This is a genomic window from Streptomyces axinellae, assembly GCF_039532135.1.
GTDB lineage: Bacteria > Actinomycetota > Actinomycetes > Streptomycetales > Streptomycetaceae > Streptomyces > Streptomyces axinellae.
Genome location: NZ_BAAARJ010000008.1, coordinates 310,517 through 333,648 on the forward strand (window position 1 = coordinate 310,517; position 23,132 = coordinate 333,648).

The 23,132-nt window shown below is 69.7% G+C and carries 17 protein-coding genes, 1 tRNA gene and 3 pseudogenes; 11 read left to right on the top strand and 10 right to left on the bottom strand.

Annotation, left to right across the window (positions count from 1 at the left end):
- Positions 1-38: 38 nt before the first annotated feature.
- The 5 genes from ABD339_RS14785 to ABD339_RS14805 all read left to right on the top strand — a co-directional run bounded on the left by ABD339_RS14785 (position 39) and on the right by ABD339_RS14805 (position 5,022).
- Complete coding sequence (locus tag ABD339_RS14785; protein WP_344566092.1) at positions 39-899, top strand: ABC transporter permease; 861 nt, start codon at positions 39-41, stop codon at positions 897-899.
- 21 nt (positions 900-920) lie between these two features.
- Complete coding sequence (locus ABD339_RS14790) at positions 921-1,946, top strand: ABC transporter substrate-binding protein (RefSeq protein WP_344566094.1); 1,026 nt, start codon at positions 921-923, stop codon at positions 1,944-1,946.
- A 19-nt stretch (positions 1,947-1,965) separates the two neighbouring features.
- Complete coding sequence (locus ABD339_RS14795; RefSeq protein ID WP_344566096.1) at positions 1,966-2,745, top strand: ABC transporter ATP-binding protein; 780 nt, start codon at positions 1,966-1,968, stop codon at positions 2,743-2,745.
- 53 nt (positions 2,746-2,798) lie between these two features.
- Entirely contained in the window at positions 2,799-4,448 is a 1,650-nt protein-coding gene (locus ABD339_RS14800; RefSeq protein ID WP_344566098.1) for a M24 family metallopeptidase, read from the top strand.
- Positions 4,449-4,554: 106 nt separating this feature from the next.
- Positions 4,555-5,022: a RidA family protein gene (locus ABD339_RS14805; RefSeq protein ID WP_344566099.1), complete on the top strand. Its 468-nt coding sequence runs from the start codon at positions 4,555-4,557 to the stop codon at positions 5,020-5,022.
- Between the two features lie 17 nt (positions 5,023-5,039).
- Here the strand turns inward: ABD339_RS14805 and ABD339_RS14810 are convergent.
- Positions 5,040-5,511, bottom strand: a pseudogene (locus ABD339_RS14810) (transposase); the annotation flags it as partial.
- Between the two features lie 53 nt (positions 5,512-5,564).
- Between ABD339_RS14810 and ABD339_RS14815 the strand changes: the two are divergent.
- Positions 5,565-5,714: pseudogene (locus tag ABD339_RS14815) on the top strand (hypothetical protein); the annotation flags it as partial.
- Between the two features lie 340 nt (positions 5,715-6,054).
- On the opposite strand, the gene ABD339_RS14820 reads toward ABD339_RS14815, so the two are convergent.
- From ABD339_RS14820 to ABD339_RS14835, 4 genes are all read right to left on the bottom strand, one after another.
- Positions 6,055-6,744: a hypothetical protein gene (locus tag ABD339_RS14820; protein ID WP_344566100.1), complete on the bottom strand. Its 690-nt coding sequence runs from the start codon at positions 6,742-6,744 to the stop codon at positions 6,055-6,057.
- 273 nt (positions 6,745-7,017) lie between these two features.
- The gene (locus tag ABD339_RS14825; RefSeq protein ID WP_344566101.1) at positions 7,018-8,508 is read right to left on the bottom strand and encodes a hypothetical protein; all 1,491 of its coding nucleotides are present in this window, start codon (positions 8,506-8,508) and stop codon (positions 7,018-7,020) included.
- 69 nt (positions 8,509-8,577) lie between these two features.
- Positions 8,578-9,903: a glycosyltransferase family 4 protein gene (locus ABD339_RS14830; protein WP_344566102.1), complete on the bottom strand. Its 1,326-nt coding sequence runs from the start codon at positions 9,901-9,903 to the stop codon at positions 8,578-8,580.
- Positions 9,900-11,123: a glycosyltransferase gene (locus ABD339_RS14835; RefSeq protein WP_344566103.1), complete on the bottom strand. Its 1,224-nt coding sequence runs from the start codon at positions 11,121-11,123 to the stop codon at positions 9,900-9,902. The genes ABD339_RS14830 and ABD339_RS14835 overlap by 4 nt, the downstream gene beginning before the upstream one ends.
- 158 nt (positions 11,124-11,281) lie before the next feature.
- Here ABD339_RS14835 and ABD339_RS14840 point away from each other — a divergent pair, with 158 nt between their 5' ends.
- The 3 genes from ABD339_RS14840 to ABD339_RS14850 all read left to right on the top strand — a co-directional run bounded on the left by ABD339_RS14840 (position 11,282) and on the right by ABD339_RS14850 (position 14,683).
- Positions 11,282-11,974, top strand: a complete 693-nt coding sequence (locus ABD339_RS14840) for a response regulator transcription factor (protein ID WP_425575987.1) — start codon at positions 11,282-11,284, stop codon at positions 11,972-11,974.
- Positions 11,971-13,419: a HAMP domain-containing sensor histidine kinase gene (locus ABD339_RS14845; RefSeq protein WP_344566105.1), complete on the top strand. Its 1,449-nt coding sequence runs from the start codon at positions 11,971-11,973 to the stop codon at positions 13,417-13,419. Before ABD339_RS14840 ends, ABD339_RS14845 begins: the two co-directional genes overlap by 4 nt.
- Positions 13,420-14,179: 760 nt before the next feature.
- Positions 14,180-14,683 carry a hypothetical protein gene (locus ABD339_RS14850; RefSeq protein WP_344566106.1) on the top strand — a complete coding sequence of 168 codons (504 nt, stop codon included), beginning with the start codon at positions 14,180-14,182 and terminating at the stop codon, positions 14,681-14,683.
- Here ABD339_RS14850 and ABD339_RS14855 read toward each other — a convergent pair.
- Positions 14,649-14,722, bottom strand: a tRNA-Pro gene (locus ABD339_RS14855). The two genes, ABD339_RS14850 and ABD339_RS14855, sit on opposite strands and share 35 nt — an antisense overlap.
- Before the next feature lie 240 nt (positions 14,723-14,962).
- On the opposite strand from ABD339_RS14855, the gene ABD339_RS14860 reads away from it, so the two are divergent.
- Positions 14,963-16,303 (top strand): NAD(P)/FAD-dependent oxidoreductase, encoded by a 1,341-nt coding sequence (locus tag ABD339_RS14860; protein WP_344566108.1) that lies wholly within the window; start codon positions 14,963-14,965, stop codon positions 16,301-16,303.
- 557 nt (positions 16,304-16,860) lie between these two features.
- On the top strand, positions 16,861-17,934 hold the full coding sequence (locus tag ABD339_RS14865) for a glycosyltransferase family 2 protein (protein ID WP_344566110.1): 1,074 nt from the start codon (positions 16,861-16,863) through the stop codon (positions 17,932-17,934).
- Positions 17,935-18,198: 264 nt separating this feature from the next.
- Here ABD339_RS14865 and ABD339_RS14870 read toward each other — a convergent pair whose 3' ends face one another.
- From ABD339_RS14870 to ABD339_RS14885, 4 genes and pseudogenes are all read right to left on the bottom strand, one after another.
- Complete coding sequence (locus tag ABD339_RS14870; protein ID WP_344566112.1) at positions 18,199-18,972, bottom strand: SDR family NAD(P)-dependent oxidoreductase; 774 nt, start codon at positions 18,970-18,972, stop codon at positions 18,199-18,201.
- Complete coding sequence (locus ABD339_RS14875) at positions 18,969-20,768, bottom strand: hypothetical protein (RefSeq protein WP_425575988.1); 1,800 nt, start codon at positions 20,766-20,768, stop codon at positions 18,969-18,971. Before ABD339_RS14875 ends, ABD339_RS14870 begins: the two co-directional genes overlap by 4 nt.
- Positions 20,765-22,675 carry a flavin-containing monooxygenase gene (locus ABD339_RS14880; RefSeq protein WP_344566114.1) on the bottom strand — a complete coding sequence of 637 codons (1,911 nt, stop codon included), beginning with the start codon at positions 22,673-22,675 and terminating at the stop codon, positions 20,765-20,767. Before ABD339_RS14880 ends, ABD339_RS14875 begins: the two co-directional genes overlap by 4 nt.
- A 194-nt stretch (positions 22,676-22,869) precedes the next feature.
- Positions 22,870-23,132: pseudogene (locus ABD339_RS14885) on the bottom strand (hypothetical protein); the annotation flags it as partial.

Genomic DNA, 23,132 nt, shown 5'->3' on the forward strand with positions numbered 1-23,132 from the left:
GTCCGCGCACCGCGCGCCCTTTGACGGAAGGTTCCGCCATGGCCTCTCCTGAAGTCAGTGAAGTCGGCTCGGACAGCCTGCGCCAGTCCTCGCCGGAGGCAGCGCTCGGTGGACCGGCGCTACCCAAGTCGAAAATGTTCAGCCGTGACTCGATCGCGGTTGGTGCGAGGGCAGTCGCGGGGATCGTCGGTCTCTTCGTCGTGTGGCAGCTGCTGGTGACCATCTTCGCCCCGCCGGAATACCTGGCCGTCGGGCCGATCTCGGCCTTCGCCGAGCTGATCGAACGGCCCGAGTACTTCGCGAGCAACACCCTGGTCACGTTGCAGGAGGCGCTTGCCGGGTTTGCGCTCGGCACCGCGCTCGGGGTTCTGTGCGGCGCGGTGCTGCATTACGCGCCGACCGTGCGCAGTTTCCTCTACCCCGCGCTCATCGCGATCGACACCATCCCCAAGGTGGCGCTCGCACCGCTGTTCATCGTGTGGTTCGGGTTCGGCTTCGAGTCGAAGGCGTTCGTCGCGATGGCCATCGCGTTCTTCCCCCTGGTGATCAACACCTATGACGGCCTGAGCTCGGTACCCCACGAGCTACAGGAACTCGCACGGATCAACAAGGCGTCGCCGTGGAAGAAGATGACGAAGATCGATTTCATCTACGCGATCCCATCGATCTTCTCCGGAGCCAAGATCTCCATCTCGCTCGCTGTGGGCGGAGCGGTCGTCGGTGAGTTCATCGCCGGCTCGAAGGGGTTGGGATATGTCATCCTCCTCGCCAACAGCCAGGTCGATCTCCCGTCGATGTTCGCGGCCTTCATCGTGCTCGCCGCCATTGCCTTGGCATTGTTCTTCATCGTCGACTTCGCGGGACGAAAGCTGGTCCCGTGGAAGAACCACGCAAAGTGACCGCGGGGATCGGAGACTCGAATGCGTAACTCGATCCGCAGGATCGCCGCGATAGTCGGGGCGCTGCTTCTCACGTCCTTGTCGGGCTGCGCGAGCAACAGCGGGAAGAATTCGATGACCCTCATGCTCGACGTGGGGTACCTGCCGAAGCACGCTCTGTTCATCTCGGCTGTCGAGCGGGGCTTCTTCAAGGCGGAAGGCATCGATCTCACGGTCATGCCGGGGTCCGGATCGACCAACACGGTCACCTCCGTCGTCACCGGCAAGGTCGACGCCGGCTGGGCGGACTTCGGCGCCACGGTCACCGCCCAGGGCAGGGGCGCCAAAGTCAAGCAGGTCAACCTCCTTCAGGCCAGGTCCGCCTACGCGGTCGTCGGGCTGGCGGGCACCGGGATCAAGGGATGGGCCGACCTGCGGGGCAAGACAGTCGCCACCGAGGGCGGCGGTGCGATGGCCGCGATGTGGCCGTTCGCGATGCACAAGCTGGGGCTCAAGAAGAGCGATGTCAACGTCGTCTCCGCCGCGAGCGCATCGAAGATCCCCGGCCTGCTGGCCGGTCAGTGGGACGCCAACCTCGCCCTGTATGTCTCCGACCAGCCGGCTATTGACGCACTCGGGCGGAAGGCATTCGTGCTGAAGTGGTCGGACCTGGGCATCGACCTCTACGGCAATGGGATCGTCGTCTCCGACAAGAAGCTCAAAAGCGATCCCGAGCAGGTGCGGCGGTTCAACCGGGCGATGCAGAAGGGCTACCTGTGGGCCTGCCAGCACCCGGCCGACGCTGCGAAGGATTTCCAGAAGGAGGTCTCGGGCTACGAGGCCAAGACCATCACCCTCGCGATCCACGCACAATGCGGACTCAACCGGGGCACCGGAAAGTCGGAGAACCAGTTCGGCTTCATGGACGACGTCGGCACCCAGAAATCAATCGATGTCGCCCGCAGGTTCCTCGGCCTGAACCCGGAGAGCAAACTCACGCCCAAGGACGTGTACAGCAACTCCTACCTCGAACCGCTGCGCTCCAACGAGACCATCAAGGTGCCGTGACGGCCGGACGGAGAGTCACATGAACAACGAGTACGTCATCTCGGTCAACAACGTGGGAAAGACCTACCGATCCCGGGACGGCCAAGGCAACACGGTGCTCAAGGGGCTGGACTTCCACGTGAAGCCGGGACAGTTCGTCTCGATCGTCGGACAGTCGGGCAGCGGGAAGACCACGCTCCTCAAGACGATCTCCGGCCTCCAGGAGCCCACCGAGGGCGAAATCCTGGTCAAGGGGCGGCCGATCCGCGACGGTATCGAGGACATCGCGATGGTGTTCCAGAGCCCCGTGCTCCTGCCGTGGCGCAACAACATCGACAACGTCCTCCTGCCCCTGGAATTCCGCGGCACTCGCACCGACGAGTCACGGCGCTATGCCCAGGAACTGCTCGAGATGGTGGGGCTGGGCAGCAAGGCCAAGCACTACTCCTACGAGCTCAGCGGCGGGATGCAGCAACGGGTGGCCATTTGCCGCGCGCTTGTCTCCCGCCCCGAGTTGCTGCTCATGGACGAGCCCTTCGGCGCGCTCGACGCCATGACCCGCGATTCGATGAACTTCGAGATCCAGCGCATCTGGCAGACCACGGGGTGCAGTGTCCTGTTCGTGACCCACAGCATCTCCGAGGCGGTCTGGCTCGGCGACCGGGTGGTCGTCGTCGGCGACCGCCCCGGCCGGATCGTCGCCGACATCGCGATCGACTTCCCGCGGCCCCGGGGCAAAGAGCACCGGTTCTCCGCGGCTTTCTCCGACTACACGACGGAAATCGAGTCCCACATCGGAGTCGTGACCGGAATCAGCTGACCCCCGCCGGCCCGGACGCCGACACCGAAATCGATATTAGGAGCACCGCACCCATGCTGAGCCTCATCGCAGACGCCTCGCAGGTCGAAGCAGCCTACGGACTCGACGCACGCAAGAGTCTCCTGTTCTCCGCGATCCGCCTCGACTCCTACCCGCTGGTGGCACCGTTGATCGCACAGACGGATAACCACCAGTACCTGCTCGTGCGCCAACAGGAGCAGGGCAACGCCCTCTCCGCTGGGGTCCCGAAGGACCAGATCAGGTTCTACGCTCCCTGGGTCACGATCGACCCCCGCGTCGTCGCCGACACTCCCGTCTCAGCGTCCCTGACGAGCCTGGTGCAGGAACTCGCCGACGGCGCTGCGGTGAGCCTCGCCTCCGACGTCGTCTACAGCCACTACCGCACGCTGTCCGGCTCCGTCGAGCTCATCGTCGCCGACCAGGTCCCCACCCCCGTCACCGCTTACGAGCTCGACCTCGAGGAGGTCCTGGCGAGGTTCGCGGCGTGGCGCGAGACAGGCGTTCGCACCGCGCGGCGGCTCATCGAGAACGTCGAACACCTCTCCGGCCTGGCGGAGGAGTTCACCGCCGACCAGGACAGCCGGTTCTCGGCGCTGAAGACGCTCGTCGGGGACCGCTCTCTCGACGCGCTGCTCCTCGCCGCGCCCCCCAACTTCACCGAGGCAACCGGGTTCACTCAGCCGGACGGCGCGGTCGGCCTGTGGCTGGCCGGTTCGGACAAGCTGATCGTGCTGGCGCCCGAGGGAACCTCCGGGGTCCCGGGGGCGGCCGTCGGCCAGTTCCCGTCCATCGGCGCTGCCCTCAGGGATCTGGCCAGCGGTGTGCGGACCGGGGTGGAGGAGGAGTGGATCAGTGTCGGCCTGGCCCGCGAGCTCGAGCGCGAGGGAGCGGAACTGGTTCCGGTCTCTGCAGACCTCGGCCACTGGCGGGACATCCGTGATCACGAGGACCTCGCCTTCCAGGTCGTCGCCGCCCGAGCGAGCGTTTTCGCCATCGAGGAGGCGCTGGCCTGGGCGGAGGAGGGTCTCGACGCCCGCCGCTCGTTCACCGAGCTCGACATTAACGCGGTGTACCTCAAGAAGATCGCCGAGTTCCGCACGGTGAACGAGATCCCCTTCGACATCGAGCCGTACTTCACCAACCTCCACTCCTCGAACCGGATGCTCTTCCCCGGCCCGCCGGTCGACTACCCGATCAACGACGAGACAACTTGCATCCAGCTCGACGCCGGAGTGCGCATCGTGTTCGACGGGGTCACCGTCGCCACCTCCGACATGGCCCGCTCGCTGCCCCGCACCGCCGCCGCGAAGGAGGCGTACAACTTCTTCTTCGACGTGGTGCGTGAGGGCATCATCGGGCAGCTCAAGCCCGGCGTGGTGTGCGAGGACGTGCATGAGGGAACCTTGCGCTACCTGGCGCCGCACCTGGACCGGATGGTCCAGATCGGAATGCTCGGGACGGACGTCGACTTCAACACGGAATACCGCAAGCGCAACGTCGGCCACCTCATGGGCAAGCAGGAGTCATTCGCCAACGAGCTGCGTCCCGGCTACAAGCACGTCCTTGAGGTCGGTTCGTACGGCGCCGCCGAAATCCCTTGGCGCTATGAGAACGCGGCGATCGGCACCGAGGATCTCTGGTACATCGGAGGCGACCGTACTTACATCGTGAGCAAGCGATGACGGCTGAACTGCCCAAGAGCCGCATCGTTTGCGGGGATTGGGTCCAGCGCGCTGCACAGAACGCGCGACCTTACCGCTTGTCCGACCTGTTGAGCTGGGATGCCACATGACTCACGTGCAGGAGCGCCTCAAGGCGCTGTCCATCGAGCTTCCGGTGCTCGGCGCGCCCCGCTACGCATATGAGGCGACCGTTCGCTGCGACGATCTGCTTTACGTGTCCGGCCAAATCTCTCGGACCGCCCAAGGCGAGACCCTACAGGGCTGCTTGGGAGACAACGCCAACTTGACTGACGGAGTGATCGCCGCGAGAACCGCTGCGCTCAATCTCCTGGCGCGCATAAACGACGCAGTCGGCCTCCACAATGTGCGGCAGATACTGAAGCTCAATGCCTGGGCCACGAGTTCACCAACTTTCGTGGACCAGCCGTCGGTGATCGACGGGGCTTCGCAGCTGTTGCTCGATGTCCTGGGCGACTCCGGTCGTCACGCTCGAACCGCCTTGCCGGCCCATGTGCTGCCTCAAGGCGCGCTGGTGGAACTCGACGCCACGATCGCCATCGGGACTGCCGCATGATCGGGCGACGGCGGGGTTTATGCAGCCAGTGCTGCGGGTGGGGTCATGGTGGTCTCGTACTCGACGGGGGTCAATCGGCCCCAGGCGTCGTCGCCGTCGGCGCCGGTGGTAGGTCCGTTCGATCGAGGTGACGATCGCGATCCGTAACTCCTGGCGGGTGTCCCGGGCTTGGCGGTCGAGGACGTTCTTCTGCGGCAGTGCGAAGAAGCTCTCCATTGCGGCGTTGTCGCCGGCGGCCCCGACCCGGCCCATCGAGCCGACCAGGCCGTGCCGGGTGAGGGCGGCGGCGACCTTGCGGGAGCGGAATGGCGATCCGCGGTCGGAGTGCACGATGCATCCCGCAGCGGGGGCGCGGCGGGCGACGGCGGATTCCGGCGCGGCCACCGCGAGGCGGGACTTCATCCGGGCGTCGATGGAATAGCCCACGGTGCGGCCGGAGTACACGTCCTTGACCGCGCACGGATACAGCTTGCCCTCGGCGGTCGTGTGCAAGGCGAGACCACGCTGGCCCGGTCCGGCCGATGCGACGATCCGTGTCCTCAACCTGCCCGGCCTCGGCGCACGACCCGTTGTCGTACCTCCCGGTCGGCGTGGACTTCCCGGACATGGCCGCCTACGCGGCCGAGAAGCCCGCCGAGTCCACCGAGCGCGCACGCGAGTCGATTGCCCGGCGCGAGGAGGCGGCGGTCGGCTCCCCCTCGCCACCAGCCATCTGGTCTGGCCCCGAGGCGCGCGTGCCCTCGCGGACGGCGAAGGCAGCACGTCGGCCATCGCGAGGGGGCGCGCTGGGGCCGCGCATGCGGCGGCCCATCACCGCTCCGCGCGAGGCTCGTCCGCAAAGGGCTTGGACAGACTGATATGCGGATCTGGGTTACATGGTGCGCCCGGCAGGTCCGCCGAGCATCGCATTCCGTGGCGCTCTTCCTGCCTGGTCGTGAACCGGAACGAAGGAGGAGGCATCGCGGTGGGAAACGGCAGCAACAACGGCGCCACGCTTCTGGATTACGCCGTCATCACCGACCCTTACCCTCTCTACCACGCCGTCAACGAGGACACTCCGCCATCGGTGCCGCTGCCGGCGACTGTCGGTACAGGGCCGCCCCCGGTGGGTTTCCCGGATGTCGAGCCGGCACCTACCAGCACGGAGGACGGCCGGGTCCGGTCGGGCAGCCACAGGTCCACCGCGAACGCGGCTCCCTCGGCCAATGCCTGCTCCGGCAGCAGCGGCGCCCCGGATCCGGTGGCGGAGATCGCCTGGTTCAGCTCCGCCACCCGTACGGCAGGTACCGGCTTCGGCGCCACCAGAAGCCCGAGCCCCCGCAGCCCCACATCGAGCGCGGACGGGATCTGCCCCCGCAACAGCGGCACCGAGGCCAGCCCCACGTTCAAACCCACACTCACCCGGCCCACCCAGACGCGCTCCCGCCCGGGGCCGCACGGACGCCACCACCGGTTCGCCCTTGTCGTCCTGGCCGCCCGCGGTGAAACGACCGTGTTCCGCGTCGTGGAGTACGCGAACGCGGCCCGGCCGACCGTGCCGAGCTGGGCCAGCACCTCCGTGGCGGCCTCGTCCTGTACTCCGCACAGTACGGCGAGATCCTTCAGCGAGACCCCCTTGCAGTCGGCCCATGCCGCGGTGCACTGCCCCTCCTGAACCTTCCCGGCGACTTTGAACGTCAGCGTGCGCGAGGTCTGGTCCGCCTGCCCCAGCTCCAGAGTCAACGTGCCGCGATATGCCGCACTGGTGGCGCCCTGTGACGCCCTTTTCAGCCCTCCGCCTCTGATCACGCGCCGATATGCTGACGCTTTTGCGTCCTCACGCCACGCCGGTGGTGGTTCCGGCCCGGGGCGGTCGCCCGCAGGACCGGGGACTGGCCCCGCCGTCCCTGAACGTCCGACCACCCGGCCCAGGCCAGGCGGTGTAGTCCTGGGAGCCGGTGACCGCCCAACGGCGCGCTCCGGCTGGCCGAAGTCCGGAGCCTGCTTGGGGCCGACTCACTGGTGGGGCGGCAAGTACGCGATCAGCGCGCTGTCGCGGAGAGGGTGCGCGGTCCAGCCGCGGGCGTAGAACGGCGCGTGGTGTTTCCTGGTCAGGACGGCGGTCGGCTCGCGGGCCGCCGCCCGGCGGATCGCCGCCGGGGTGGTGTTGCGGTTGTTGCCGGAGACGTTGGCGGAGGCGCAGCCGGTGTAGAAGCCGATTGGTGGGGCGTGTTCGCCCGTGATCAGGCAGGGGGCGTGTACGCCCAGGTGCCGCAGCCCCTCGGCGGTGGTCGCGTAACGGGCGGCGGTGGCCCGGGCGCTGGCGATGTTGCGGTGCAGGTCCTGGTACTGCGTCGAGAGCTGAGCGGCCAGGAGCGCGGTCAGCGCGGCGCCGGTGAGCAGTCGGGGCGTCCCGGGGCGGACGGCGCCGATGGCGCGTACGGTCAGCGCCGCCACGGGCAGGGCCAGCAGAGCGTAAGCGGGCAGCAGGAAGCGCGGCGCGAAGTAGTCGATGAGCAGCAGGTAGGGCGCGCTCAGCGCGGCGGCCCCGGCGACCGGAAGGGCGGTGGCCGGCCGCCGGACGCGTACGGCCACGGCGCAGGCGATCAGTGCCAGCGTCGGCAGGGCGAACCACCACAGCGCGTGCGTGGTCGGGCCGGGCTGGATGGTGCAGGGGCGGCACAGCAGCGGACCGTCGAGGGCATTGCGTGCGGTGCTCCCGTTCCAGTGCAGGTGCATGCCTCCCTCGGTGGTGCTGGAGAGGTGCAGCCGGGTTCCGATGCCGCCGAAGCGCGAGTACGCCTCGGCGGCCCACTGGGCGCTGCCGAGGACGAGTCCGCCGAGGACGGCGAGCAGCAGGCGGGGGCGGTGCCGGGCTCGGACCAGCAGGCATGCGGCCGGCAGCGCCAGCGTCAGCCAGATGCCGTCCGAGAAGCGGAAAAGGGTCGCGGCGGCGATGCTGCCCGCCAGGAGCACGTAGGCCCGGTGGGGGGCGTCCGGGCCTGCGGCGCGCAGGAACCAGCCGAGCGCAGCGACCGCGGTCAGCGCCACCCACAGGTTCGGCATGGCCTGCGGCCCGTAGAGCACGGCGACCCACAGGGTGGAGAACAGCAGGGCGGCCAGTGCGGAGGTGCACCGGCCGAGCAGCGGCTGCCACACCCGGAATGCCGCGTACAGGCCGAGGGCGGACAGCAGCGTCAGCGCGATGCGCAGGCCGGTGGTGGAGTCGGTGACGGCCGTGACCGGGGCGACGAGCAGGCTGATGCCGCGCGAGCGCGGGGCGCTGAAGAAGGCCGCGGGGCGGTGCGGGTCGAGCTGCGAGATGTACACCGTCTCGTCCCAGCCGGGCCCGAAGCGGCCGACGACCAGCAGCAGCTGCGTGATCGCGTAGGCGACGGCGACGAGGCTGAGCCATGGGATCCGGCGCGGGGCCTTCTGCCGGTTGTCCGGGCGGGTGCGGGCGGCCGGCCGTACGGGCTGGATGGTGGTCGGCGAGGTGGTGGCCATGTCCTCCCCTGGTCCGGGCTTGCCGTGTCGTGCGCTCGGGGGTGTGCCGTCGCGCAGGCGGGCGGGCGCTCACATGGTGCGGCGCAGCGCGGTCGGACCCGTGCCGACCCGGTCCCCGGTGACGTGCGGTGGGTGGCCGCGGCGCAGGCGGCGGAGTGCGGGCAGCAGTCCTGTGGCACGGGCCAGGCGGCGCAGTCGGGTGCGCAATGCGGCGCGGTGGCGCTCTCGGGCCCGCGTGCCGCGGGTGGCGGTCAGATGGGTGAGCAGGTCTTCGTAGCGGCCGGCGATCGGCTCCGGGTCGAAGCGGGCGGCGTGCTGGATGGCGGCGTTGGCCATGCGGTGCCGCAGCGGCTCGTTCTCGACCAGCTCGCAGAGCGCGTCGGAGAGTGCGGATGCGTCGCGGACGGGGACGAGGCGGCCGTTGACGCCGTCGCGGATGACCTCGCCGGGGCCGTGCGGGCAGTCGGTGGCGACGGCGGGCAGGCCACACCGCATCGCCTCGGCGATGATCATGCCGAAGGACTCGGTGTCGGAGGACAGCGCGAGGATCGACGACCGGACGAGTTCCGGCTCGATCGGGGTGCGCGGCCCCATCAGCTGCACCTGGGCGGTCAGACCGAGGCCGTCGATGAGCTGCTGCAGGGGTTTCTGCTCAGCCCCGCCGCCGTAGATGCGCAGGCTCCAGTCAGGGTGTGCGGCGGCGACCATGGCGAACGCCTCGATGAGCAGGTCGAAGCGCTTGCCCTTGACGAGCCGCCCGGCCGCAGCAACCACCTTCTCCGTACCGTCGGCAGGCGCGGGCACGAGCGCGGGCAGCGGGTCGGGGACGCTGTTGGGGATGGAGAGAACCTCGACGCCGGGCAACGGCATCCGGCGGCGGTAGTCCGCGGCGTCCGCCTCGGTCGTGGTGATGATCGCGTCCAGGCGCCGGTAGTGACCGGCCAGCTCCGTGCGCAGACGTTTGCCGTGCACGGAGAGGCTGAGGTGTTCCTGGCCCAGGCGCAGTGCACGGCGCGGGCCGAAGCGGGCCAGGTACACGTTCAGCCCAGGGCGGGTACCGAGGATCACGTGCGCGTCCGAGGAGCGCAGATACGCCTCGGCCCGCTGATCGGTCAGCACGCTGTACTGCCGGTAGCGCCGCTCCGCGGCCGGAAAGACCAGGGCCGGCTCGCTGTACGCGGGCTCGTTGACGTCCGGCACGGATGCGCGGGTATCGACCAGCGGCACCAGCCGCACCCGCGGGTCCAGGGCGAGCCGCGGCTCCCGGCGGTGCCGGAACACCGAGGCGATCTCCACCTCGTGGCCCCGGCCTGCGAGCGCGGCGGCGAGGTTGAAGGTCGTACGAATCGTGCCGCCGATGCCGTAGGCGTTGTGCAGCAGAAAGGCGATCTTCATCGGACGCCTCCGGGCACCATCGCCGGGTGGGCCTGCGCGTCGGAACGCGTCGGAACACGTCGTTTGCCGGGCAGATGGATCAGCAGTTCGGTGGCGGCGAACCGTGCCGTGCAGGTGATGGCGAGGGCCAGCGCAGTGGCGGGCAGCACCGCCAGCCCCAGCCTCTGCACCAGCAGCGCGATCAGCGGGATGCGCACCGCCAGGTCGGCGTTGGCCAGTAGAGCAAAGCGCACGGTCCGGTCGGCCCAGGGTCGGTGATGGCGTCGTTCACGGAACAGCAGGGCCTCCACCAGCAGGGAGTTCCAGGCGACGCCGAACTGGTTCGCCACCACCTCGGCCGGCAGGTAGGGGGCCCCGGCGCCGGTCAGCAGCCGCAGCGCTGCCAGGTTGGGGACGAAGCCGGTCAGGCCGATCAGCGCAAACGCTGCCAGCTGTGCAGCGGGGTGCACCGTGCGCAGCCCGGCCAGGTGCCGCAGGAAACGCAGCCCCTCTGGCAGAGATGACTTCGACTCGCCCGCGTACCGCTCCGCGAAGGTGAACGGCGCCTCCGCCACCCGCACCGGACGGCACCGCACCATCAGCTCCAGCAACACCTTGTAGCCCAGCGGGTGCAGGCCGACTCCCTCGACGCCGGCGCGGCGTACGGCGAAGAAGCCGCTCATCGGATCGCTGATGCCGCGCAGCCGGCGCGGGAAGAGGGTCTTGGCGAGCCAGGTGCTCGCACGGGAGACCGCGACGCGGTAGCCGCCGGCCAGACCGGCCCGGCTGCCTCCCCGCCGGTACCGGCTGGCCACCACGACCTCGGCGCCGCCCCGCACCCCTTCCCCGACCAGATCGGGCACCAGCTCCGGGGGATGCTGCAGGTCACCGTCCATGACCACAATCCACTCCCCGCGGGCCAGCCGCAGCCCTTCCACGACCGCGCCGCCGAGGCCGCCGACCGGCGCATCCCGGTGGCGGACCTGTACCGGATACGGGCAGTACACCGCCGAGGCACGAACCGCCTCGGGTGTGTCGTCCATCGAGTCATCGACGAAGATCACCTCGCACGGGAGACGTGCGGGCACCGACGCGCTCACACGGTGCAGCAGCTCGCCTACGTTCCCGGCCTCGTTGAAAGTGGGCACGACAATCGACACGGCGCCGGGCGGCAGCGCCGTGGCTCCGTCAGGCACGGGGCGGTCGGCGGCGAAGGCCGCACCGCGCTCTGGGAAAGGCATCCTGGTGACCTCCTCACGTCCTTCCGCGGGCGTGAGGCTCACGGTTGTCAACAGGGGTAAGCCGACGCCGTGGCCCGGGTGAGAGGTCGGTAAGAACCTGCCGCAGCAAGTCCTTCTGCCCTGCCGCACCAGCGGAGCGACCGGCACACTGGCCAGTGATGACGACTGTGCTGCTCGCCGAGGACGACCGCGCCATCCGCCATGCCCTGCAGCGCGCACTGACGCTGGAGGGCTACGAGGTGACGGCCGTCCCCGACGGCGTGCAGGCCCTGGCCGTCGTCCACAAGGGGCGGCCCGACGCGCTGGTGCTGGACGTGATGATGCCCGGCATCGACGGTCTACAGGTGTGCCGGGTGCTGCGGGAGGGCGGCGACCGCACCCCGATCCTCATGCTCACCGCGAAGGTCGAGACCTCCGACCGGATCGCCGGCCTGGACGCCGGTGCCGACGACTACGTGCCCAAGCCGTTCGAGGTCGAGGAGGTCTTCGCCCGGCTGCGGGCGCTGCTGCGACGCGCCGGCTCCACGAACACCGATGACTGCGCCGACGGTGTCGTCGAGGCTCTCGGCATCCGCCTCGATCTGGGCGCCCGCAGGGCCTGGCACCACGAGCAGGAGCTGGAGCTGACCCGCACCGAGTTCAACCTGCTGGAGCTGCTGGTCCGCAACCACGGAAATGTCCTCGGGCACGCGCTGATCTACGAGCGGATCTGGGGGTACGACTTCGGCCCCTCCTCGAAGAACCTGGCCGTCTACATCGGCTATCTGCGCCGCAAGCTCCACCAGCCAGGGCATCCGGCCCCCATCCACTCCGTACGCGGCGTCGGCTACACCCTCCGGGAGGCCCCGTGACCACAGCCAGGGCCCGTCTGCCGCGGCTGCGGTCGCGCCGCAGTCTCCGTACCGTCTTCGCGCTGTCCTTCGCCGCCATCGCCGCTCTGGTGACGATCCTGGTCGGCTTCCTCAGTTACGACGCGGCCGCCCGCCTGGTCCGCGTCGACCAGAACCGCATCTTCGACGGCGTTGTCGACGACCTCGTACGCCAGGTCGAACAACAGCCCCTCGGCCCGCGCGACTACTACAGCTCAGACCCTGACCACGACGGCCCGCGGGACGAGCTGACCCGCCGCATGCGCACCAACGTCCAAATCCTGGGCCCCACCGGACACATCGAGGACGCAGGCAATCCCGAGCTGCCCGTGCGCGACGAGGACCGACGGGCTTCGGCGCACGACCGCGCGGGTCACCGGGAGTACTACGAGACCGCCGTCGCCGGCGACCGCTACCGGATCGGGACGGTCTCCCTGGGCGGCGGCCGGGGTGCGGTGCAGATCGCGCAGCAGTTCAGTGACACCGACGATCTTCTCGCCGACCTGCAGCAGCGCACCGTCGTGCTGACCGGCGCCGTCATCGCCGGCGCCGGACTGGTCGGCTGGTGGCTCGCCCGCCGCATCACCCGCCGACTGGTGCGCCTCACCGGCGTGGCCGAGGATGTCGCCGCCAGCCGCCGGCTCGACCTCGAAGTCCCCGTCGCCGGCCGGGACGAGGTCGGACGACTAGGCCGGGCCCTCGACGACATGCTCGGCCGCCTCGCCGACTCCGAAGAACTCCAGCGCCGCCTGGTCCAGGACGCGGGCCACGAACTGCGCACCCCGCTGACCTCTCTGCGCACCAACGCAGCCCTGCTGCGCCGTATCGACGACCTGCCGGAAGAGGCGAGGGCCGAGCTGATCACCGACATGGAGAACGAGACCCGCGAGCTGACCGACCTGGTCAACGAGCTCGTGTCGCTCGCCGCCGGCCAGCACGACACCGAAGAGCCGGTCGAGGTCTCCCTGTCCGAGGCAGTCGAGAAGGCCGCCGCCCTGGCCCGCCGCCGCACCGGCCGCGACATCACCGTCCACGCCGATGACACCACCGTCCTGGCGCGCCCCGCCGCCTTGCACCGGGCGATCTCCAACCTGCTGGAGAACGCCGCCAAGTTCGACTTCGAAGGCACCGAGCCGATCGAGATCGTCGTCGCAGGACCGCGCGTGGAGGTCCAAGACCGAGGCCCCGGCATCGCCGACGCCGACCTGCCGCGCGTCTTCGATCGCTTCTACCGGGCCGACACCGCCCGCAGCCTCCCCGGCTCCGGCCTCGGCCTGGCCATCGTCCACGCGGTCGCCACCAGCCACGGCGGCACCACCTACGCCCACCACCGCCCCGGAGGCGGCACCACCATCGGCTTCACCCTCGCAACACCGACAGGGCAGTCCCTCCCGGCACAGGACAACCTGCCGCCCGCGAACATGTAGGGGTACACGACCGCAAACAAGTAGGGGGACAGAGGCGCAGCTTCAACACGGCGAACCGTGTAACTGCCGGGTCGCCATTCCCACCGGGCTGGGCGAGAACGTGCCCGCCGTGCCGTACTTGCGGCGCCGCCCACGCAGCACCTGGGCCCGAACCTCCCACGGAGGCGGGAGGCTCGGTCAGGTGCCCCCTCGGCCGCGTCAGCTGCTCCGGTCCGGAAGCGGCCAGGGCGGGCACGCAAGCGGGTTGCGGACGAAGCTCTTGATGGGCGTCGGAGGCTCTCGGTCTCGCGCCAGCTCCCACCTGCGGACGAAGGAGGCGCGCGTGCAGCGGTGGACCACGATGTCGTGCCCGTCGATCAGGCGATCACCGAGCTCTGGTCTCTGGTCTCTGCTCAAGAGAGGCGGTGATGAGAGCCTCCATGTGGACGGACGGGCGGATGTGTCGCGGGCGCAATCCGCTGCTCTGGGGCGGAGGCGTGTTCAGGGCTCTGCGGAACGGTGCGTCGGGAGACCTCATGGCGTTGCACCAGAACCCGTGTCGTCGGTCCCCGCCTTGGGCATCACGCTGGATCTCGAAATCCCTCTGCCTCCAGGCGTTCTCGGCATCGACGCGATGAGGGAAGGGCACGACGTGCAGTCGCAATGAGGGGGTATTGGCGAGGGTACGTTCAAGGACCTGGGTGGTGGCCCCGGCGAGGATGGCCCGTCGGTCGAGCTGGAGGTGTCCTGTCGAGGAGTCAGAGGCGCAGATCTTGTGCGGGTGGCTTGGTCTGATGTGGTGGGCGCGGGCGAGACGGATGAGGAAGGCTTCCGTGGTTTCCGCTGGTCGGGGGCGGATTCTGAGGGGAAGCGGCGCCAGCACCTGACGGATGCCGCCGCCCTGCCTTACTCGTCCTGGATCAGCCAGGTCGAGCGGTGGTTCGCCGAACTGGGAACACGTCGCCCGAAACGCGGCGTGTTCTGCTCATTCGATGAGCTGAAGACCGCGCTTGAGGACCGGATCAAAACCTGGAACGAGCAGGAGCAGCCCCTCAGATGGATCCAGAGTGCGGACAAGATCGACCGCATCTGTCGGTACTGCGACAGGGTCTCCGGCCGAAGACACCAGGTAGGCATCAGGGGAGAGGATTCCAAGAGCTTTTCCCAGAATTCTCCCCAACGGGGTCCGCGCATAGGTGAAGGCGGCTCCTCCGCGTCGGAAGACCCGCCTTCACCTGATGCTTCACCGGTCGGGACGGCGGGATTTGAACCCACGACCCCTTGACCCCCAGTCAAGTGCGCTACCAAACTGCGCCACGTCCCGGTGCTCGTTCGGCTCGGGGCTTTTCCCTTGCCGCTCGCGCACAAAGAACAATACAGCACTTCAGGGGGTGCTCGCGCACCCCTCGTCAGCTGCGGCTGAAGGGGCGCTCGTCGGTGGCTTCGGGGCCGTGAGCTGGGAGCGGAGGCGTTTGGCGGCCGGGGGTGCGGGAACTCCGGCGGTCTCGCGTTCCCACGGGCGGAGGTGCCTCCTCCGTCCCTCTCCCGGGAGGAGGTCTCGGCTGTGAGCCGGTCCCGCATTGTGATCGTCGGTGCAGGGTTCGCCGGATACCAGGCGGCCCGCACCCTGTCGCGCACGCTCCGTGGTGCGGCGGAGATCGTGCTGGTGAATCCGAACGACTACTTCCTGTACCTGCCCCTGCTGCCAGAGGTCGCCTCCGGCGTGCTGGAGCCGCGACGGGTATCCGTATCGCTGGCCGGGACGCTGCCCCGCGTACGGCTCGTGCTCGGCGAGGTGGACGGCATCGACTTCGACGGGCGCCGACTGCGCTACACGGACCCTGAAGGCGGGGCGGGCGAGCTGGAATACGACCGGCTTCTGCTCACCGTGGGAAGCGTGAACAAACTACTGCCGATTCCCGGCGTCGCCGAGCACGCGCACGGCTTCCGCGGCATGCCCGAGGCCCTCTACCTGCGCGATCACATCAGCCGGCAGATCGCGATGGCCGCCACCAGCGACGACCCGGAGGAGGCCGAAGCGCGCCGCACCTTCGTGGTCGTAGGGGCCGGCTACACGGGTACGGAGGTCGCGGCGCACGGGAAGTTGTTCACCGACTCCCTGGCCCGGCAGCATGGCCGTACCGAGGACCGGTCCGGACCGCGCGATGACCGGCGTCCACGCTGGATGCTCCTGGACATCGCGCCGCGCGTCCTGCCGGAACTGGACGAGCGTCTCGCCAAGACCGCCCACCGGGTGCTGACCAAGCGCGGCGTCGACGTCCGTACGGAGATGTCGGTGAAGGAGGCGACCAGCGAGGGAGTGCTGCTGGACAACGGGGAGTTCATCGCGACCCGCTCGCTCATCTGGTGCGTGGGCGTGCGACCTGATCCGTTGGTGCAGGACGTCGGGCTGGAGACGGACCGTGGGCGTCTCGTCGTCGATGAGCATCTGCGGGTGCCTGGTCATCCGGAGGTGCTGGCCTGCGGCGACGCGGCTGCCGTGCCAGATCTGACGCAGCCGGGGGAGATCACGCCGATGACGGCACAGCATGCCGTGCGGCAGGGGAAGGTCGCCGGCCGCAACATCGCGGCCTCCTTCGGGTACGGCAGCCCGCGTCCCTACAAGCATCATGACCTGGGGTTTACCGTCGATCTGGGCGGTATCCAGGGTGCGGCCAACCCGCTGCACGTGCCGCTGTCCGGGCCCCTGGCCAACCTTGTGACCCGCGGGTATCACCTGGCCTCGATGCCGGGGAACCGGATCCGAGTGCTGGCGGACTGGATGCTGGATGCGGTGTTGCCGAGGCAGGCGGCGCAGCTGGGGCTCGTGAGGTCCTGGTCCGTGCCGCTGGAATCGTCCTCGCCGGAGGTCGCGAAGGTACCCGCGCCGGGAGGCCGCCGGTAGGAGGCGTCGGTTTCGTGAGGGGGCGGGGCGCGAAGCTGAGGGGGCCGGAGACCGGGGCGAGGCATCTGGTTGCGTTCCCGGAGGCCGGGGAGGGGCACCGCCGGTGCTGCCGCCAGGGTGCTTCAGGGGCGCTGCCCTCGCTCGTGGGCCCTCGTGTGGGTGACGGAGTTGTGCACAACCAACCGGTAGTCCACAGAAAGTACGCCCCTCGAAACGCGTCGTGACGATCGCGGCTAGCTTCTCTTCTACCGGGCCCGGCCGACGCCGATCCGCGTCGGCCGGGCCGCAGCGTACGGAGAGAAGGAGCGACGAATGCACGGGGGACTGCCATTTTTCGGGCCCAGCATGCTCGTGTACGGGCTCGTGGGTCTCGGGATCCTGGTCAGCGGCGTCTTCGCCAGGTGCCGCGGGCGCTTTCGGAACGGGACGCCCAGCAGGAGCGAGAGCGGCGGAACCGGAGCCGCGACTGGAGTGGGGGACGGCGCCGGCAGCGGTCCGGCGGGCCGCAGTGGCTGCCGGAGCGGACGGCGGCAGGAGCAGCGGGGGAGTGAGCCGGCATGCCCAGTCGTGTAACCGTGATCGTCCCCGCCCACAACGAGGAGGCGGGCCTGCCCGCCACTCTTGAGTCGGTCCGGGCCCAGACGGTGCCCCCGGACCAGGTGATCGTGGTGGACGACGCCTCGCAGGACGGTACGGGCAAGGTGGCGCGCGCCCATGGCGCCGAGGTGCTGCGGCCCCCGGCCAACCTCGGCAGCAAGGCGAAAGCTCAGAACTACGCCCTTCCGCACTGCCGGGGCGATCTGGTGCTGGCGGTCGATGCTGACACGGTTCTGGCGCCCGATTACATCGAGCAGTTGCTGCCTGCCTTCGATGACCCGTCCGTCGTGATCGCTGCCGGAAATGTGCAAACCCGCTTCGCCAGGACGGTGTGGGAGCGGGGCCGGTCAGTGGAGTACCTGTTCGGCTTCCATTGGAATCGCCCCATTCAAGAGCGGGTGAACAGCCCGATGGTCTGCTCGGGGTGCTGTTCCGGCTTCCGTCGTGCGGAGCTGGTGGCCGCGGGAGGATTCCCGGAAGCGACCATTGTGGAAGATATGGACTACACGTGGAGCCAACAGATCTCCGGGCGGCGGGCCCGGTATGTCAGCGACGCGGTCGCCTGGGCAGCCGACCCTGAATCGCTGCTGTATCTGCGCAAACAGGTGTGGCGCTGGATGGCCGGCTTCTGTCAGAACGTGCGCATCCATGCGGGAGGGCTGATCCGGCGCAAACCGATGCTGGCGGTATGGGTGCTGCTGGCCTTGATGGAGATCCTCACGGCGCCACTGTGGTGGAGCACCCCCCTGGTGCTGATCGTGGGCCTGGGGCGACCGGTGGTACCGACGCTGGCCTGGTGGGTGGGCGCCGAACTGGTCCTCACGGTTCCACCGCTGGTGTATGCCGCGCGACGGCGAGGGCTCCGTCTCGGAAAGGTGCTGGCCGACCTTCCCTGCGTCTACCCGACCAAGATCGTCAACCTCTGCTACGCGTGGAAGGCGGTGCTGGTCGAGTTGGTGCTGGTGCCCTTGGGGCTGTCGCGCGGACTGACCGTCTATGAGAAGGGCCGGGCGCCGCTGGGGAGCCCCGCCTGACCGCCCACAGGGTTTGCCCGGCTCCATGAGAGACGGCTTCGCCGGCCCGGCCCACGAGACGGCGACGGCCTTCGCCTGATCGTGAGTCGTGTGCCGAGCCGGGCAAAGCGTGTGCCGAGCCGGGCAAAGCGTGTGCCGAGCCGGGCGTGTGCCGTGCCGGACACCGCATCCGATTCGCGCGACGGCCGTGTGTCCCCGGTGTGCTGTCCGGGGACACAGGCGGCAGTCATACGGGATGCGGTGGACTCCGCGGAGAGCGGGGGCTCAGACAGCGGCCCAGGCGTCATCCACGGGAAGGATGGCGCCGTTGATGAAGGCGGCATCGTCGGATGCCAGGAAGACGATGGCGGCTGCCTGTTCCTCCGCGGAACCCATGCGGCCGATCGTCGCGCCAATGAGGCGGCCGATCAGGGCGGGCCCCCGTGCGTCCGGGGAGGCGTCCACACGGATGCTGGTCGCGGTGGGCCCAGGGGCGATGGCGTTGGTCCGGATTCCGTGCTCCCGGTAGGTGACGGCGAGGCTCTTCACCAGACCGGCCACCGCGTGCTTGGAGGCGGTGTAGGCGGCACCGGCCACACCGCCGCGCAGGCTCGCCTCCGAAGCGGAGAAAACGATCGAGCCGCGCCCGGCGTCGAGCATGTGCGGCAGCGCCGCACGAGTCAGCAGGAACGGCGCGGTGAGGTTGACCCGCAGGACGCGCTCCCACTCCGCGTCGTCAGTCTCGCCGAGCGCCGACATGCGGTCCATGATGCCGGCGTTGTTCACCAGCACGTCCAGTCCGCCGAGATCGGTGACCGCCCGCTCGACCACCGTGTCCACCACCGACTGTTCGCTCAGGTCACCGGCCACGGCGACGGCAGTGCCGTCGGCCGCCTCGATCTCGCGGACGACTTCGCCGGCTCCTTCCCGGTTCAAGTCGGCGACCAGCACCTTCGCGCGCTCCGCCGCGAACCTCAAGGCCGCGGCCCGGCCGATGCCGGACGCGCCTCCCGTTACGACGACAACCCGTCCGGCCAATCCCGTAGGAGTGTTTGTCATGGAGTTCCTTCCGGCGAAGCGTATTCGGCGTTCGTGTGGTGCCCGGCGTCCGGGGCCCGGGGCGTGAGGCGCAGTACGGTCCCCTCCCCGTTGGCCGAGAGCAGCAGCGTTCCGTCGGGAGCGGCGGTGAGGCCCGCGAACGGGTCGGGTACGCCCGGCATTCCGTGGGCGAACAGCGCGGGCCGCGCGAGGGGGGCCGCGCTCTTTGGCAGTCCGACCGCCAGGTCCCTCGCCTCGATGCGGCTCTCCCCGGTGGCGAGTGAGATCGCCCGCAGTTCCCGCGTACCGGTCTCGACGGTGAACAGTTCCTCGCCGAGCACGGTGAGCCCCTGTGGTGCGGCGAGTCCGTCCGCGACCGGAACGGCGTGTCCGTCCTCGATCCGGAGCACCGTGCCGGCGTGGTCATCGCTCACGTAGCAGTGTCCCGCCGCGTCGTGGGCCACATCGACCGGGTGGGCGAGCCCCTCCGCCAGCACGGTGACGGCGTCGTTCCGGTCGAGGGACAGCACACGTCCCGCGCCCGTCTCGGCGATGACGAGTTCGCCTCCCGGCAGCGCGGAGATGCCCGTGGGCCGATTCAGGCCGCTCGCCCGGACGCGGTGCGTGCCGTGCTCGGGGTCGTAGGTGCGCACCTCGCCGTACTGGGAGGTGAGGTGCAGGAACCCGCCCTCGGCGATGATGCCGTGTGCGAAGGGCCGCAGCTCGTAGGTGGTCACCCCGACCGGTGTGCCGGTCGAGGCCGGTACGTCGGTCGGGACCGGTGCGTCGGTCGGGACCGGTGCGTGGTGCGGGGCCGGTGCGGCGGCCGGGTCCGGAGCGCCCGGGCGGTGCGGTTCGGGCCGCTCCTGTCCGTCCTCCGCCTGGCTCTTCGGGCCCGCCAGGCGGTAGTGGTCGGCGGCGTACACCCTGCCCGCCAGGTCGATGGTCACTCCGTACGGGCCGTCGAGGCCACGCGGCACCAGGTCCCTGGTCCGGCCGTCGGGGTGCAGTTCGGTGATGCCGCCGTCGGCGTAGCTGGAGACGAACATCCTGTTCTCGGTGTCGAACGCCGCGTTGTCCAGCCCGGGGAGGCCGCTGGTGACCAGCGAACGGGAGCCGGTGGCGTGCAGGTCGATACGGGTGACCAGGCCGGCGTGGCCCCGGGAGAGGACGAGCATGACGCCGCCCAGGTCGAAGCGGACCGCGACCGGTTCGTGCACGTCCTCGGCGACGAGTTCGGGTGCTCCGCCGTCCGGCGATACGCGCCACACCTGCCCGGTCATCATGTGCGGGTAGTAGAGGTGACCGTCGGGGCCGCGCTGCATGGCGTTGCCGAGGGCCAGCCCCTCGGCGAGCACCCGGGGCTCGCCTCCGCAGGGGAACAGCTCCATCAGCCGTCCGTTCATCCTCATCTCGTTGACGAAGAGCCGGTCACCGACGCAGGTGATGCCATTGGGCAATTTCACCTGGTCGGAGACCAGGCTGTATTCGCCCTGCGGGCTGCGGCGCCACACCTTTCCGGGAACCAGGTCGGCGATGTACATCGAGCCGTCGGCCCCGAAGGCGAGATCGTCCGGCGACTGGACCGGACCGCCCATCGGTACCACCGCCTCGACGTCCCCGCCGACCGGATTCACCGCGCTGATCTGCCCGGCCAGGAACTGTGCGACATACAGCCGCCCGTCCGGTCCGAAGGCGACACCGTTCGAACCCCACAGCGGATTGGGCGCGTTGAGCCGCCGGATGTCCCAGCGGGGGCCGGCGGTGGGCCCGGGAGAGGTGTCGCCGTAGCGGCTGGAAGGCCGTGTCCTCGTCACTTCTCCCTCCCGGCCCCGGCCCCTGCCCCCGCCTCTGCTCCGGCGCCGGTCCCTGCCCCAGCCCCTGCTCCGGTGTCCGCTTCGGCGCCGACGAGGACTTCGCGCATGCCGCCGTTCGCGCGCCAGTCCCGGAGAAGCGCGTGGAAGGCGCGCGGGCCGTCACCGAAGGACTCACTGCGCTGCCTGGGCATGCCCTCGTTGTTGTAGTAGCCGGGAGTGCACTCGGCGTGGAACTTGTAGAGGTCGTCGGCCTTTTCCCGGATCGTCGCGACCCAGGCCGCCTCGGCCTTCGCATCGGGCTCCACCCGCTGGGCCCGTACTCGGCGCGCTTCGGCGACGACCTCGGCCACGTGGGTCGCCTGCTCATCGAGGATGTGGACGAAATTGACGGAGCTGGCGTTCTGGAGCGGCCCGAGCTGGAAGAGGTTCGGGAACCCGCTGCTGTAGAAGCCGTGGAGCGTCCGGGGCCCCTCCCGCCAGGCTTCGGTCAAGGTGACGCCTCCCGCGCCGCGCACCGGCAGCCGTCCGGAGGTGACCCCCGAGCGGCCGACCTCGAACCCGGTGCCGAAGATGACGCAGTCCACCTCGTACTCCGTGTCGCCCACCACGACGCCATGCTCGGTGATCCGCTCCACTCCGTGGCTGTCGGCCGTGTCGACCAGGGTGACGTTGGGGCGGTTGAAGGTCTCCAGGTAGCTGTCGCTGAAGGTGGGCCGCTTGCACATGTAGCGGTACCAGGGCTTCAGTTTCTCGGCCGTCTCCGGGTCCGCGACGATGGCATCGACCCGTGCGCGGATCTCGTTCATCTTCTGGAAATCGGCTATCTCATAAGCACGTTCCCGCTCCTCGGCCGGCACGTCCCGGTAACCGTCGGTGGGGATCAGCTTCTGGTGCAGGCGTGCGCTGCCGGTCCAGCCGTCGTTGATCAGGTCCTCCTCGACGTGTCCGCCGGTGACGAGGGTGAGGAAGTTGTCCCGGCGGCGCTGCTGCCAGCCGGGAGTCAGGGAGGCGGCCCAGGCGGGGTCGGTGGGACGATTGCCGCGTACATCGACCGAGGACGGGGTGCGCTGGAACACGTACAGCTGGGCCGCGTCGGCGCCCAGGTGCGGGACGCACTGGATGGCCGTCGCGCCGGTGCCGATCAGGGCGACGCGCTTGTCGGCGAGCTTGTGCAGGTTTCCCTTGGCGTCCCCGCCGGTGTAGGCGTAGTCCCAGCGGCTCGTGTGGAAGGTGTGGCCCCGGAAGGTCTCGATCCCCGGGATGCCGGGGAGCTTGGCCTCGCTCAGCGTGCCGCTGGCCGTCACCACGTACCGCGCCCGGATCCGGTCGTTCCGGTCGGTTCCCACCAGCCATTCGCCGGCGGACTCGTCCCACTCCAGTTCGGTCACCTGAGTCTGGAAGCATGCCTCGCGGTACAGGTCGAAGGTCCGTCCGATCGCCCGCGCGTGCTGCCGGATCTCCTCCCCCGGCGCGTACTTCCACTTGGGAACGTAGCCGACCTCTTCCAACAGGGGCAGGTAGATGTAGGACTCGATGTCGCAGTGGATTCCTGGATACCGGTTCCAGTACCAGGTGCCGCCGAAGTCCCCGCCCTTCTCGATCACCCGGATCGACTCCACGCCCGCCTGGCGCAGCCGGGCTCCCGCGAGCAGGCCGCCGAACCCGCCCCCGATGATGGCCACTTCGCCCCGGTCGTGCAGCGGCTCGCGCACGAGGTCACCCTCGGTGTAGGGGTCCTCGTCGTAGTACCCGAACCGGCCGCTGACCGGGAGGTATTGCTTGCTGCCTTCCGGCCGGACACGGCGGTCACGCTCGGCCCGGTAGCGGGACCGCAGGGCATCCGGGTCGAATCCGGGCTCCGTCGGATGACCGGGGGTGCGTTCGGACGAGGTGTGGGGGAAAGACATGCGGGGTCCTTCTCCTCTCTGTGGGCGGTGCCGCCGTTGGGGGGCGCGCGGCGTCCGCGCGGCGGCGCGTGGTTCCCGGACGGGCGCGTGTTCGGGGAGGGTCTGCGAGTGGCTTTCGTGGAAGGCCGCGCGTGACGCGGGCGCGGGGGAGCAGGCAGGCCGCGGTCCGCGCGCGGGGTGGTGACGGGGCCGGATCAGGGCCTGACGGCGGCCTGTTCGGTGCCCGCACCGGCGGCGGGGGCCGTCCCGGCGTCTCTGGGCGCTGGTTCGGGTGAGGGCTCGGGCTCGGGTGCGGTCTCCGGCGCGTTGGCGCGCGCGGCCGGAATCGCCGTCGCGATGGCGGCGGCGACCAGGGCGACGCCGCAGCCGATGAGCAGTCCGGTGCGGAAGCCGTTTTCGGAGGTGAAGGTGTGGCCGCCTGTGGTGGTGGTCAGCTGGGCGAGGACGACGCCGATGA

Bases quoted from the DNA above. Each gene is read 5' to 3' on its own strand.
- ABD339_RS14835 (WP_344566103.1), bottom strand. From the start codon at position 11,123: ATGCCTTTCCCAGAGCGCGGTGCGGCCTTCGCCGCCGACCGCCCCGTG.
- ABD339_RS14865 (WP_344566110.1), top strand. From the start codon at position 16,861: ATGCCCAGTCGTGTAACCGTGATCGTCCCCGCCCACAACGAGGAGGCG.
- ABD339_RS14795 (WP_344566096.1), top strand. From the start codon at position 1,966: ATGAACAACGAGTACGTCATCTCGGTCAACAACGTGGGAAAGACCTAC.
- ABD339_RS14800 (WP_344566098.1), top strand. From the start codon at position 2,799: ATGCTGAGCCTCATCGCAGACGCCTCGCAGGTCGAAGCAGCCTACGGA.
- ABD339_RS14870 (WP_344566112.1), bottom strand. From the start codon at position 18,972: ATGACAAACACTCCTACGGGATTGGCCGGACGGGTTGTCGTCGTAACG.
- ABD339_RS14805 (WP_344566099.1), top strand. From the start codon at position 4,555: ATGACTCACGTGCAGGAGCGCCTCAAGGCGCTGTCCATCGAGCTTCCG.
- ABD339_RS14880 (WP_344566114.1), bottom strand. From the start codon at position 22,675: ATGTCTTTCCCCCACACCTCGTCCGAACGCACCCCCGGTCATCCGACG.
- ABD339_RS14785 (WP_344566092.1), top strand. From the start codon at position 39: ATGGCCTCTCCTGAAGTCAGTGAAGTCGGCTCGGACAGCCTGCGCCAG.
- ABD339_RS14840 (WP_425575987.1), top strand. From the start codon at position 11,282: ATGACGACTGTGCTGCTCGCCGAGGACGACCGCGCCATCCGCCATGCC.
- ABD339_RS14830 (WP_344566102.1), bottom strand. From the start codon at position 9,903: ATGAAGATCGCCTTTCTGCTGCACAACGCCTACGGCATCGGCGGCACG.
- ABD339_RS14790 (WP_344566094.1), top strand. From the start codon at position 921: ATGCGTAACTCGATCCGCAGGATCGCCGCGATAGTCGGGGCGCTGCTT.
- ABD339_RS14825 (WP_344566101.1), bottom strand. From the start codon at position 8,508: ATGGCCACCACCTCGCCGACCACCATCCAGCCCGTACGGCCGGCCGCC.